Origin of the sequence: Terrisporobacter vanillatitrophus (assembly GCF_051148895.1) — a bacterium.
Classification (GTDB): Bacteria; Bacillota; Clostridia; order Peptostreptococcales; family Peptostreptococcaceae; genus Terrisporobacter; species Terrisporobacter vanillatitrophus.
The window spans coordinates 3949578-3963081 of the sequence record NZ_CP154625.1; the positions used below are offsets into that span (position 1 = coordinate 3949578).

12 protein-coding genes are annotated in these 13504 nt (G+C 28.6%); 2 read left to right on the forward strand and 10 right to left on the reverse strand.

The features are described 5' to 3' along the window. Positions 1-134 precede the first annotated feature (134 nt). Positions 135-722: a DUF1638 domain-containing protein gene (locus TVTCOM_RS19305; RefSeq protein ID WP_434797823.1), complete on the forward strand. Its 588-nt coding sequence runs from the start codon at positions 135-137 to the stop codon at positions 720-722. Positions 723-766: 44 nt separating this feature from the next. On the opposite strand, the gene TVTCOM_RS19310 is transcribed toward TVTCOM_RS19305, so the two are convergent. The 6 genes from TVTCOM_RS19310 to TVTCOM_RS19335 form a co-directional block, all read right to left on the reverse strand. Further along, entirely contained in the window at positions 767-1243 is a 477-nt protein-coding gene (locus TVTCOM_RS19310; RefSeq protein ID WP_434797824.1) for a C40 family peptidase, read from the reverse strand. Positions 1244-1580: 337 nt separating this feature from the next. Beyond that, positions 1581-3209 carry an IS1182 family transposase gene (locus TVTCOM_RS19315; protein WP_434797079.1) on the reverse strand — a complete coding sequence of 543 codons (1629 nt, stop codon included), beginning with the start codon at positions 3207-3209 and terminating at the stop codon, positions 1581-1583. A 103-nt stretch (positions 3210-3312) separates the two neighbouring features. After that, positions 3313-3810, reverse strand: coding sequence for an SEC-C metal-binding domain-containing protein (locus tag TVTCOM_RS19320; protein ID WP_434797825.1), 498 nt, complete (start codon positions 3808-3810; stop codon positions 3313-3315). 43 nt (positions 3811-3853) lie between these two features. Then, on the reverse strand, positions 3854-4561 hold the full coding sequence (locus TVTCOM_RS19325; RefSeq protein WP_434797826.1) for a UPF0489 family protein: 708 nt from the start codon (positions 4559-4561) through the stop codon (positions 3854-3856). Between the two features lie 56 nt (positions 4562-4617). Continuing rightward, positions 4618-5289: an RluA family pseudouridine synthase gene (locus tag TVTCOM_RS19330; RefSeq protein WP_434797827.1), complete on the reverse strand. Its 672-nt coding sequence runs from the start codon at positions 5287-5289 to the stop codon at positions 4618-4620. A gap of 2 nt (positions 5290-5291) precedes the next feature. Beyond that, complete coding sequence (locus TVTCOM_RS19335) at positions 5292-6164, reverse strand: class I SAM-dependent methyltransferase (RefSeq protein ID WP_434797828.1); 873 nt, start codon at positions 6162-6164, stop codon at positions 5292-5294. A gap of 201 nt (positions 6165-6365) precedes the next feature. Between TVTCOM_RS19335 and TVTCOM_RS19340 the strand changes: the two genes are divergently transcribed. Further along, the gene (locus tag TVTCOM_RS19340; RefSeq protein ID WP_434797829.1) at positions 6366-7115 is read left to right on the forward strand and encodes a DUF3298 domain-containing protein; all 750 of its coding nucleotides are present in this window, start codon (positions 6366-6368) and stop codon (positions 7113-7115) included. 57 nt (positions 7116-7172) lie between these two features. On the opposite strand, the gene carB is transcribed toward TVTCOM_RS19340, so the two are convergent. The 4 genes from carB to TVTCOM_RS19360 form a co-directional block, all read right to left on the reverse strand. Then, positions 7173-10379, reverse strand: a complete 3207-nt coding sequence (gene carB, locus TVTCOM_RS19345) for a carbamoyl-phosphate synthase large subunit (RefSeq protein ID WP_434797830.1) — start codon at positions 10377-10379, stop codon at positions 7173-7175. Between the two features lie 22 nt (positions 10380-10401). Continuing rightward, complete coding sequence (carA, locus tag TVTCOM_RS19350) at positions 10402-11451, reverse strand: glutamine-hydrolyzing carbamoyl-phosphate synthase small subunit (protein ID WP_434797831.1); 1050 nt, start codon at positions 11449-11451, stop codon at positions 10402-10404. Positions 11452-11463: 12 nt separating this feature from the next. Then, positions 11464-12180 carry an orotidine-5'-phosphate decarboxylase gene (pyrF, locus tag TVTCOM_RS19355; RefSeq protein ID WP_434797832.1) on the reverse strand — a complete coding sequence of 239 codons (717 nt, stop codon included), beginning with the start codon at positions 12178-12180 and terminating at the stop codon, positions 11464-11466. 288 nt (positions 12181-12468) lie between these two features. Then, complete coding sequence (locus TVTCOM_RS19360; RefSeq protein ID WP_434797833.1) at positions 12469-13329, reverse strand: nitroreductase family protein; 861 nt, start codon at positions 13327-13329, stop codon at positions 12469-12471. Between the last annotated feature and the right edge of the window lie 175 nt (positions 13330-13504).

Genomic DNA, 13504 nt, shown 5'->3' on the forward strand with positions numbered 1-13504 from the left:
AAAACATATTTTGTTAAATATAATCAATGTACTAGATTAATATATTCTCATATATATAAAATAATTTTTAATATATAATGTATTTAAGAAAGTATTTTTTGTGTTTATATTAAAGAAGGGAGTCTATATTACATATGAATATATTTATTTTATCTTGTGGGGTATTTGAACCAGAACTAAATAAAGTTTTAGAAGATATAAAAAAAGAAAAGCTATTTAAGGAAAATATTAATGTGAAATATCTACCATTCGGACTTCATACTAACTTGGATAAGTTAAAAAGTGTAATTACTAGTAATTTAAATAATATACAGTCAAATAAGATAATTCTGCTTTATGGAAGTAAGTGCCATTATATGTTTCATGAGTTTCTAAAAGACTATGACAATTTGATTACCTTTAATGATTCAAATTGTATTGAGTTAATAATTGGAAATGAAATGAAAAATAATGATGATAATTTATATATAACACCAGGATGGGTTCTTAAATTTGATGAGTTAAACAAATTTATCAACGCAGTTGATATTTATGATATTAGGCAACAGTATGGCCAATATGATAATGTTATAATCGGTGATACTGGCATATGTGAATTTACGGATGATATAATATTTGATTTATTTGAAAAAATTCAAGTACCTATAGAAACGCAAAAAATAGATATTAATAATTTTAAAAATAAAATAATTGATGCTATAAAAAAAGCTATAAATAGTTGATTTAAATCAACTATTTATAGCTTTTTCATTTATATATTTAAAATTTATATTACTCTTCTTCCATTTACAAAAGTATTATAATAATGACCACTAGCCATACTTGATATTACAACCTTTCCCTTAGTTGATGATGCATGGATAAATTTTTTGTTACCTATATAGATGCCTGCATGAGATACTCGTCCTTTTCCTGTTGTAGCAAAAAACACCAAATCACCTTTTTTTAAATTTTTTCTACTTACATATTTTCCTTGTTTACTTTGTGCAGTTGAAGTTCTTGAGATACTTTTACCTGTGGTCTTTTTTATAACATAGTATGTAAATCCAGAACAATCAAATGTAGATGGACCTGACTTTCCCCAAACATATTTTTTTCCTAATTGTTTTTTTGCAAAACTTACAACTTTCGTTGACTTGCTACTTTTTGAAGCTGCATCTATTTGAGTCGGTGTTGCTAACACAGGCATAATCATTGTAAAAAGTAATAATAAAGCTATTAATTTTCTTTTAAAATTCTTCATATTATTCTATATATAGTATTTAAACTATACTTATTCCCCCCTAATCTGATACAATTTAAATTGTAATCTTTTTGTAATAACTATATATATTGTTACATTTTTGTAACCACTTTGCAATAGTTTTTTCCATATTCTTGAGTAATTATAGTTTCTTTGTTTTGTAACAAAAAAGAGGCTGTCGCATAAACGATTGAAAAATCGTTGGGCGATAGCTCCTTTTTACTTATTTAAAACTCAAAACTACTGAAAATAATTTTATTTCACTTATATTTACTAAAAATAAGCATGACAAATAAAGGTATTTGAAATACCGTTTTTTTAGCTATCTATATTAAAATTAAGCGATTTTCTTTAAAGGATGAAGGGATGTTTTACATTTTCCATTTTGTATTTTATTATGCAATTTATTTATGTTATAAGCCATTCCTAATAAAATACATTCCGCTAAAATATTTTTTTCACCTTTACATAAAAACCTTCTAAATTCCATGTTTTGTTTTATTTGAGCGAATGCTCCTTCGGCTTGAATACTTCTATTCATTCTTAGTTGAATACCTTCGGTACTCACTATTCTTTGTAAATTTCCTTTACGTTTTTCATTAAATACTTTTGAAATATTAAGTTTTTTAGTTCTATCTTCTAAAGGAGTTTTACAGTTATTTCCTTTAATGCATTTAGTTTTAAATTGACATCCTTTACAATCTTCGCACATATAACAAGTTATTTCACACTTGTATCCAGTTGTACTTTTTCTGGTTTTTGTGCTAGTAACAGTTAATTTCTTATTGTTTTTACATAGATAATAGTCATCTTTATCGTTGTAAGACATATTATCCATTCTACCAATATCATTTTTATATTTTCTTGTTTTACTAATTTCATAATTAGCTGGTTTTATAAATGATTGTTGTCCATTTTTTTCTAGATGTACATAGTTTTCTTCACTTTCATATCCTGAATCAGTTATTACTTTAGGATATTTAAAACTTAAATATGACTCTGCATTTTGTAAAAATGGTATTAGAGTAGTTGTGTCAGCTGGTTGAGGTCCTGCACTTATCCAGACTATATATTCAGAATCAACTCCAAACTGAACGTTGTAAGCAGGTTTTAATTGACCATTTTTCATATGATCTTCCTTCATTCTCATGAAAGTGGCATCTTTATCTGTTTTAGAGTAGCTATTACGTTCACCCATTATATGTAAATCTTTAGTGTATTTTTTTAATCTATCAATATAGCTATCTAATTCTTCAATAGATTTTTGAATAGGCGATTTTCTTTTACCTTTACCATAAACAAATACAACATCTTCTTCATTTGCTATTTTCTTAAGTTTTTTTAGTAATTTTTTTAGATGATGCATTTTGATTTTGTTTTTATAAATTAATTTGATACCAAAATCTTGTTCACATTTTAAAACGAAATTAGGTATTTTATCCATCATTTTTTGCATATTTTTTGTTACAGCTTTTTTCCAAACAAAAGTATATCTATTAGATGACGCTTCTATTTTAGTACCATCTATAAATATTGTTTCTTTTGAAATTTCATTTTTATCTGCAAGCATATTTGCTAATTGGGCAAGTAATTCTTCAGATACTGGTGCGAAATGTATACTACGAAATCTGGCAATTGTTGAATGATCTGGAGCGGAGGCTCCGCCTAAAAGATACATAAAATTAACATCTCTTTTGCATGCATTTTCTATTTTTCTTGAAGAATATAAGCTATTCATATATCCGTAAACAATGATTTTTAACATTTCTCTTGGGGTTATTGTATTTTCTCTAATTCGAGAATAAGTCTGATATAACTTTTCTAAATTCATCTCCTCTATAGTTTGACTTAATAACCTCACTGAATCATCTTTTGGAATTAAATAATCAATCTCTAGTGGTAATTTTAATTGATAATTATCACCATACTTAGTATAATCAATTTGTATAATATTTTGTTTGGTCATAAAATAATTATACAAAAATCCCAAGATCTTTTGAACTTGGGATTTATTTTTTATGCAAAAAGGGCATCGCCCTATTTTTTTAGTGCGACAGCCCCTAAATTATTTATTTTCCACAACATTTTTTGTATTTCTTTCCACTTCCACATGGGCAAGGATCATTTCTTCCAGCTTTGTTTTCTTTAACAACAGTCTTAGTTTTTTTGTATGCTTTTTCTATTTCTTTTCTTTTTTCTGCTGATAATATTTCTTCCCAACCTGGTAAAGTATATAACCATTCAGCTTCTACATTTAACATGTTGAAGTATAATTTTTCGAAATCTACTTTTAAAGATATTTCAGAATCAACTTCTATTTCTTCTAAAACTATATCTTCTTTTAAACTTTCACTTATTCCATCTATGAATCCCATGAAGTATTCAACAGAAGTATCATGAGATGCAGCTAAGTCAGCAACTTTCCCTTCTATAACTTCTATTTTTTTATTTAATAATTCATTGTATATTCCAGCTTCTACTTTTAAGTATTCTTCCCAGAATTTTATTTCCGCTTCTTGAGTTTCAAGGTTTTCACTTAAAGCTCTCCATTTAGTTAATAAACTCATATTATGCTCCTCCTAAATTTAATTTAAAATCATCCTTATTTAACTATACTATTATATCACAATTAAATAGTTCTTTTAATACCTTTATGGCATGGTCTTGCTCTATAAAATATGGGCTAGTAGCTACAGTTATAACTTTTGCCCCTTGTATTAATTCTTTAATTTTATTTAATCTAAAATCATAAGGTATATAGTCCATATCTTTTGAAAATATATCCAAATCTATGTCTAGTACATATTCTCCATCAATTTTAGCATCAAAGCCATAAGAGCTATCAATTATTGTAACTTGTGAGAAAATTTCTTTCCTCAATGCAGGTTGAATAAAGTTCCCTACGTTTAACACTTCATTAGTATACATAAATACGTCATTCAAACTGTCTATATTCACATTATAATGATTAGGCTCTCTCATGTCTTTATGTTGATCCACATGAACTAATTTGCAACCTTTATTAAATTCTTTATTTTTTAAACTTTTTATCCAAAAATAAAAGGCATGATTGTGGTTGTCAAAAATATATATAACTTTATCTTCAAATTTATATTTTACCAAGTTTCTAAGACCTATAGCTTTTATTTCATTATCTTCATCAATTTCATTAAAAACTATATTGTCTCCAATCTGTACATCTTCTAAATCACCTTCAATTAACTTTGGTACAAAAATTTTTTTATTCTCTCTTTCTTCATAGGAAAAAATATTATTTCCATAAGGTTTATCAATATAAAAACCTTTATATCTTTCCATTGTATCTCCTTAGTATTTATACATAATTTCCTTACAATAAAAAAATTTATAATTCATTAGTATGTAAATATATTCCATGGATATTCTTTTGGGACATCACATACAAATTCCATTTTTTCTTTTGTTGTTGGATGTTGTATTTCTATTTTATAAGACCATAAAGCAATTTGCTGTCCGACTTTATTTAAATGTTGACCGTATCTTTGGTCTCCAAATAAAGGATGTTTTCTACTTGCAAACTGCACTCTTATTTGATGTGGTCTTCCTGTTTGTAAATCTATTTGTACAAGGCTAAATCCTTTTTGAGAGTCTATCGTTTCATATGAAAGTCTAGCATCTTTAGATTCTTTTGTGTTTTTACTAACTACACTAACCATATTAGTTTTTTTATTTTTGTATAGATAGTCTAGGAGACTGTCAGACTTTTTATTCATATTTCCATGTATAACAGCTCTATATGTCTTTTTAAAAGATTTATTTCTTACTTGTTCTGATAATCTAGAAGCAGCCTTAGAAGTCTTTGCAAATACCATACAGCCTCCTACAGGCCTATCTAATCTATGTATAAGCCCAACAAACACATTGCCTGGCTTATTGTATTTTTCCTTAAGGTATTTCTTTAGAAGATTTACCATATCATCATCATTAGTGTTATCTCCTTGAGATAGTATATTAACAGGCTTCTCTACTACTAATAGATGATTATCTTCGTATATAACCTTAACCATTATTATTTACTCTCCCATCTTCCAAATATACCACATGGAAGAACTTTTCCATCTCTTGATGTTGGTATTCCTATTTCTCCAGCATATATATTTCCACTTTTAGCTTTTCTAGCAACTGTAGCATCTAATATATGTTCAAGGATTATTGGAGATAAACCAGTTGTATAAGAGTTTATTAAGAAAAATAAAGGCTCATCTGATAATACCTTTGTACATAAATCAACTAAACCGTATAATTTTTCTTCTATTTGCCATACTTCTCCCTTAGGACCTCTTCCATATGAAGGTGGATCCATTATTATAGCATCGTACTTATTTCCTCTTCTTATTTCTCTTTCAACAAATTTAACAACATCATCTACTATGAATCTTACTTTTCTATCTCCTAGTCCTGATGTCTGTAAATTTTCTTTTGCCCAAGTTACCATACCTTTTGATGCATCTACGTGGCATACTTCTGCTCCTACTGCTGCACATGCCACTGTTGCTCCTCCAGTATAAGCAAATAAATTAAGTACTTTTATAGGCCTTTTTGCATTTTTTATCATTTCCATTTGCCAATCCCAGTTTGCAGCTTGTTCTGGGAATAATCCTGTATGTTTAAATCCAGTAGGACTTATATTAAATTTTAACCCTTTGTAGGTTACAGTCCATTTTTCTGGATACTTCTTTTTAGTTTCCCAATGTCCTCCACCTTTTGCACTTCTATGATAATGTCCATGAGGATTTTTCCATAAACCACTTTCATTTTTAATAGGCCACATCACTTGAGGATCTGGTCTTCTAAGCACTACATCTCCCCAACGTTCTAATTTTTCTCCGTTACCCATATCTATAAGTTCATAATCTTTCCATTTATTTGCTAATAATAACATATGTATCCTCCTAAATATCTTACTAATCCTATGTATTATATCACACTAATTAATTTTATTTTAGGTATTTTGATCAGTTTATATACTTTATTTGATTTGATAATTCCAATATTTATAGCCTTCTATATCTATCTATTATTATTTAATTTTGACTTGCATATAAATTACTAATGTAAATTATTTGTCTAGGAGGAATTAAATATGAATAACGCTCAAGTTAATAATACATGTCTTTTTAATACTTTATATATTCAGTATGTGGAAGACATAGGACAAAACAAGTATTTTTATTATGACTTGAAATATCCTGTCATATATAATGTTAAAAATGGTTATTTCCAAGTGAATGAGGATATCTTAAAAAACTTAAATGAAACCATAAACTCTTCTGTTTATACATTTAAAGAAGGTATTTTGGAAGAAGAACAACAAATTAATGCAGCCAATCCTGATGGTAGTAAAACAAAAATAAATTATAAGGTTTATTCTAATTACGATCTTGCATTTAATAAAAATCATGTGATTAGTTTAACTTTAAATCTAACTGCTATGGATAACGATAATCTGCAATATAATGACTTATACAGCTATAACATAGATTTATTAACAGGAAATCAAATTTCACTTAAAGATATTTTTAGACCTGGTGTGGATTATTTAAAACTTATTTCTGATTTTGTAAATTTTAAAATAAGCCAAAATCCAAGTTATTATTATCCAAATATCGTTGTAGACATTCCAGAAGATCAATCTTTCTATTTAACAGATCAAGGTATAGTAATTTACTTTGGTTTAGATGAAATATCACCTGCAACAAACGGTATACAAAAGTTTTCAATGGAATTTACAAATTTTGAATCATATATAAATCCTCGTTTCTACTGTAATGCAAAAAATATGAATTATAATAAAAAAAATATAAGACCACAATATAATAGAATATATTATTAAAATCATCAATAACAAAAAGGCTGATTAATCTACATTAATCAGCCTTTTTGTTGATAACTATTCTGCTATATTATAAACTTTTAATTCATTATTATTGATATGTTTTTTATTTACCTTAACTAAGGCTTTTAATGTATCTAAAGATGTCATCACATCTACATTGTATTCCGTAGCTGTTCTTCTTATCTTAAATCCATCTCTTGTTGCATCGTTACCTTTTGTAGGAGTATTTATAACCATATCTACTTGATTATTCATTATGGCATCTAGTATATTTGGTTTACCTTCTCCTATTTTATTAACTGCTACAGCATCTATATTATTATTTCTTAAAGTTTTAGCCGTTCCTTCAGTTGCTAGGAAAGTATATCCTAATTCTTTCATGTCTTTTGCTATTTCCATAAACTCTTCTTTATCATGGTCATTTATAGTTGCAAGAACTATTCCTCTATCATCTGATATAGTTCTTCCTGCTGCCATAAATCCTTTATATAAAGCTTCTTCTAATGTTTCACCTACACCTAAAACTTCTCCTGTAGATTTCATTTCAGGTCCTAGACTTACGTCTACTCTAGCAAGTTTTGACATAGAGAACACTGGAACTTTTACAGATATTAATTCTGGAGTTTTGTATATTCCTGTACCATATCCTAAGTCTTTTAATTTTTCTCCTAACATACATTTTGTAGCTAAGTCAATTATTGGCACCTTACTCACTTTACTAATGTATGGAACTGTTCTACTTGCTCTTGGGTTAACCTCTATTATATATAATTCACCCTTGAACTCTATAAACTGAATGTTAACCATTCCTAATACGTTAAGTTCTAAAGCTATTTTCTTAGTATAATATAATATTTTTTCTTTTATTTGCTCAGATACATTTTGACTTGGATACATTGTTATAGAGTCTCCAGAGTGAACTCCTGCTCTTTCTAAATGTTCCATTATGCCTGGTATTAATATATCATCTCCATCACATATAGCATCTACTTCTATTTCTCTACCTACTAGATATTTATCTATAAGTACTGGGTTTTTGCTATCTCTTTCAAATGCACTTTTTAAGTATGCTTCTAACTTATGCTCTTCGTAAGTTATTTCCATACCTTGACCACCAAGTACATAAGAAGGTCTAACAAGTACTGGATATCCTATTTCTTTCGCATGATTTATACCTTCTTTAACAGACCATACAGCTATTCCCTTTGGTCTATTTATATCAAGTTTTTCAAGCAGCTCATCAAATTTTTCTCTATCTTCTGCTGCATCTATATCTGCAAAATCAGTTCCTAGTATTGGTATATTCTTCTCATCTAAGAATTTAGCTAATTTTATAGCTGTTTGTCCTCCGAATTGAAGGATAACGCCTTCTGGATTTTCTTTTTCTATTATATTTAATACTTCTTCTTCTGTTAATGGCTCGAAGTATAATTTATCAGATATATCGAAGTCTGTACTTACTGTTTCTGGGTTATTGTTTATTATTATCGTTTCTATTCCCATGTTTCTTAATGATTTGATACAGTGTACTGAACAATAGTCGAACTCTATACCTTGACCTATTCTTATTGGCCCAGATCCAAGAACTATTATTTTCTTCTTATCACTAACTACTACTTCATCATATTGCTCATAAGTTGAGTAGTAATATGGAGATAGAGCGTCAAATTCTCCACCACATGTATCTACCATTTTATAAGCTGCATTTATTTTGTATAAAGATCTAAGCTCATATACTTTTTCTGGGCTTATTTTCATCAAATCAGCTATACCTTTATCTGAGAATCCTTTTTTCTTTAATTTTTGTAGGTAGTCTTTATTTAAATCTTCTATTTTCATGGTTTTAAGTTTGTCTTCTTGTTCAACTATCCATTTGAATCTATATAAGAACCACTTATCTACACCAGTAATTTTTTCTATCATATCTAAGCTGTAGCCTCTTCTGATCATTTCACATAAGTCAAATAATCTTTCATCATCTGGCATTACAACTCTTTCTTTCAACTCTTCTATTGTTCTTTCTTGAGATGGTTTATGAATTAACGAGTATTTTTCTATTTCAAGAGATCTTATTCCTTTTAGTAAAGCCGCTTCAAAGTTACTTCCTATACTCATTATTTCTCCCGTAGCCATCATCTTAGTTCCTAATACTCTGTTAGCTTGTTTAAATTTATCAAAAGGCCATTTTGGTATTTTTACAACAACATAGTCTAAAGTTGGTTCGAAACAAGCTTTAGTTTTCTTAGTTACTGCATTTTCTATTTCATCTAGTGTATATCCTAATGCTATTTTAGCTGCAACTTTTGCTATTGGATAACCAGTAGCTTTAGATGCAAGTGCTGATGATCTACTAACACGAGGATTTATTTCTATTATTGCATATTCTAATCTATCTGGATGAAGAGCTATTTGTACGTTACATCCACCTTGTACTTCTATGGCATTTATTATGTCTATAGAAGCTGTTCTAAGTAATTGATATTCCACATCACTTAAAGTTTGGCTAGGTGCAACAACTATACTATCTCCTGTGTGAACTCCAACTGGATCAACATTTTCCATGTTACATACAGTTATACAGTTACCTTTACTATCTCTCATTACTTCGTATTCGATTTCTTTCCATCCTTTTATACTTTTTTCTAACAGAACTTGAGTAACTGGACTTAATTGTAAACCATGGTTCAATATTTCTGTTAATTCTTCTCTATTTTCTGCTATACCTCCACCAGTTCCTCCTAGTGTATATGCTGGTCTAACTATTACTGGATACCCTATTTTATCTGCATATATAAGTCCATCTTCTAAGTTAGTAACTATATCACTTTCTATTACAGGTTGATTAATCTGTCTCATTGTTTCTCTAAAAGTATCTCTATCTTCACCTTTTTTAATTGAATCTATAGATGTACCGATTACTTTTACATTATATTTATCTAATATACCAGCATCACTTAATTCTACAGCTAAGTTTAATCCTGTTTGACCACCCATTCCTGCAAGTAAACTATCTGGTCTTTCTTTTTCTATTACTTTTTCTATTGCTTCTATCGTTAATGGTTCTATATATATTTTATCTGCAACTTCTTTGTCCGTCATAATGGTTGCTGGATTACTATTTATAAGTACAACTTCTATTCCTTCTTCTTTTAAAGCTCCACAAGCTTGAGTTCCTGAGTAATCGAACTCAGCTGCTTGGCCTATAATTATAGGTCCTGAACCTAATACTAATGTTTTCTTAATACTCTCTATTTTAGGCATAATTTTTTCTCCCTCTAAACAATTATAATAATTCTAAAAATTTATCAAATACGTATGTGCTGTCTTTTGGTCCTGGACAAGCTTCTGGATGATATTGAACACTATATACTGGTAAATGCTTATGTCTCATTCCTTCTACTGTATTATCATTTAAATTGATTTGAGTAACGTTCATGCACTCTGGCACTTCACTTACGTAATATCCGTGGTTTTGAGCAGTTATAAACACTCTATCTTCTTCTAAATCTTTTACTGGATGATTCCCTCCTCGATGTCCAAATTTAAGTTTTGAAGTTTTTCCTCCGAATACTTTTCCTAAAATTTGATGTCCTAAGCAAATTCCTACAACAGGCTTTTTACCTACCATTTGTTTTGCATTATTTACGATTTCTTCCAAATCATCTGGATCCCCTGGTCCATTTGATAAGAATATTAAATCAGGATTTGTAGCTAAGACTTCTTCTGCTGAAGTTAAAGCTGGGAATATAGTTATATCACATCCTCTTTCAGCAAAATTATCAATTATATTTTGCTTTACACCGTAGTCCATTATTGCAACTTTAGGTCCGTTTCCTTTTACATATTCTACTTGTTTTCTACAAACTGTCATAACAGCTAATCTATTATCAAAAGAGTCTAGTTTATGCTTTACATTGTCTAATTCAGCATTTCTATCTATAGTTATGATACCTTTCATAGTACCGTTATTTCTTAGTATTTTTGTTAAGGCTCTTGTGTCTATTCCTTCAAGTCCTATTATTTTATTTTGTTTAAGATATACATCTAAACTCATTTCACATCTAAAGTTATTTGGTGCATCACTTTTTTCTCTTACTATAAACCCTTTTACTGCTACCATTTTAGATTGTACATCTTCTAAGTTTATTCCATAATTCCCGATTAAAGGATAAGTCATTGTTACTATTTGTCCATAATAAGAAGGATCAGTTAAAACTTCACCATAACCTGTCATTGAAGTGTTAAACACAACTTCTCCAACAGAATCTTCTAAATAACCAAAGGCTTTTCCTTCAAAAATCGTTCCCTCTTCTAAAATTAATTTTGCTTTCATATCTTTTGCCCCCTAAGCATTTTCTATTTCTTTTACAATATCAATCGCTGTTTGTTTTGGATTTTCACTTTGAGTTATAGGTCTCCCAACAACTAAATATTGAGCACCATTTTTTATAGCCTCCGCTGGTGTTACTACTCTCTTTTGATCTCCTGCACTAGACGTAGTTGGTCTTATTCCTGGACATACAGTTATAAAATCTTTACCACATGCTTCTACTATCTTATCTACTTCTTTAGCAGAACATACTACCCCATCTATTCCTGATTCTTTTGCAAGTTTTGCTCTCTTTATAGCTAATTCTTCAGTTGTCATATTAGATCCTATATCTTGTAAATCTTCATTACTTAATGATGTTAAAACTGTAACCCCAACAATTATAGGTTTTTCTATGTTTAATTTTTCAGCTTCTTCCTTTGCTACTAATGCACATTGTCTCATCCCTTCCAAATCAGAAACGTGAATTGTCATTAACCAAACATTATCTCTTACAGCAGCTCTAACTGCACTTTTCATTGTGTTAGGTATATCGTGAAATTTAAGGTCTAAGAATATTTTCTTTCCTTTTTCCTTAAGGTAATCTACTGTTTTCCCCTTAGTAGCTACATATTGTTCTAATCCTACTTTGAATATGTCCACGCTATCTTCTAGCTGGTCTATTAGTTCCTTAGCTTTATCAAAATCATCTGTGTCAATAGCAACAATTAACTTGTGTTTTCCATTTATCATTTTCTTTACTCCCTCTTAAATAAAGCCTATTTTAAAAAATCCCTACACCAAAAGAGGTATAAGGATTCTGTATGCATAATCTAAACAATATAATTAGTATTAGTTATGTGTTATCTTTATCAGCCTCTCTGGACTATTTTAAAAGACTTTATTATGTTTTTTATTTTACTAAAATTTATTTAATAAATAAATCAAATAATCGTATAAGCCTCTCTGGACTTTTACACAAATTATTATCTTTTTATTAAAATTAAGTTTATATAATTATTACACTTATTCTATTTTGTGTCAACTGTTCTTTGGACAAGAATTAAAGTTTTGTTCTTGATTTTTATCTATAATACTTATAAAATACTCTTTTTTTCTTCGATTTTTTATGCTTTTTTTAACATATTCTACTTCTAAATGTTTTTCTTTACAACATATATCAAAATGTCTTAAAACAATCCCCATGCTAATTTTATTTTCATCATCAATATTCAATCTTCGATTTTGATTGCATTCATATAAATCAAATCCGTAATCCTTTACCTTAAATACCCAAGGTTGCTTATTCATGATAGAAGGTGACACCCTTACTCCCTCTAATACATCATTCCATTTTGGATCAAATTCTTTACAAATTTCCTTTATTTTTTTTCTATCGTAACTTCTCTTACTTTTTCTAAATAAACTTTCATATTCATCTGGATAGCCTATAGCTAATAAGGAAACTGGATATTCGACTTCACTTTCATCTATAACCATATCTTCATCTTCATCATATTCACTATCTACTTCATCTAATTGTACAAATTCTTTTACATCTTCCCTTTTTAATTGGCATTTTAGCCAACTAGTTCCCACTCCTAAACAAGTTAATTCTAAAATCAACTTTTCCATGGCAAAACCTACATTTTGTAGATAATCTTCACTTTTATTCGAAGTTATAAGTATATAATGAGGAGCTTTTACTCCAGATTCTTTACCTATTAAAAAATGTATTAAGTGTCCTCTCTCAATTAAATGGGCTTTAATATTTAAATCGTTATTTAGATAAGTTATATTACTACATAATTTTTTTATTTCTTCTAGTAGTGTTTTTTTTATTATTTTACTTGAATAGCGTTTTATAGTTTTTCTATAAAAAATAGCATCATATAACTCCATCTATAACCTCCTAACTGAAATGTTTTCCCATCCCTTATCACAAATATATTTAATTTAGATGTTATCTATTTCTTAATTTATTATCACTACTTTATTATAAGATTTTTATAGTATTTTTAAAATATAATATTTTAATTTTTTTCAAAATATTTATTTTGTAAAACTGCTATAATAA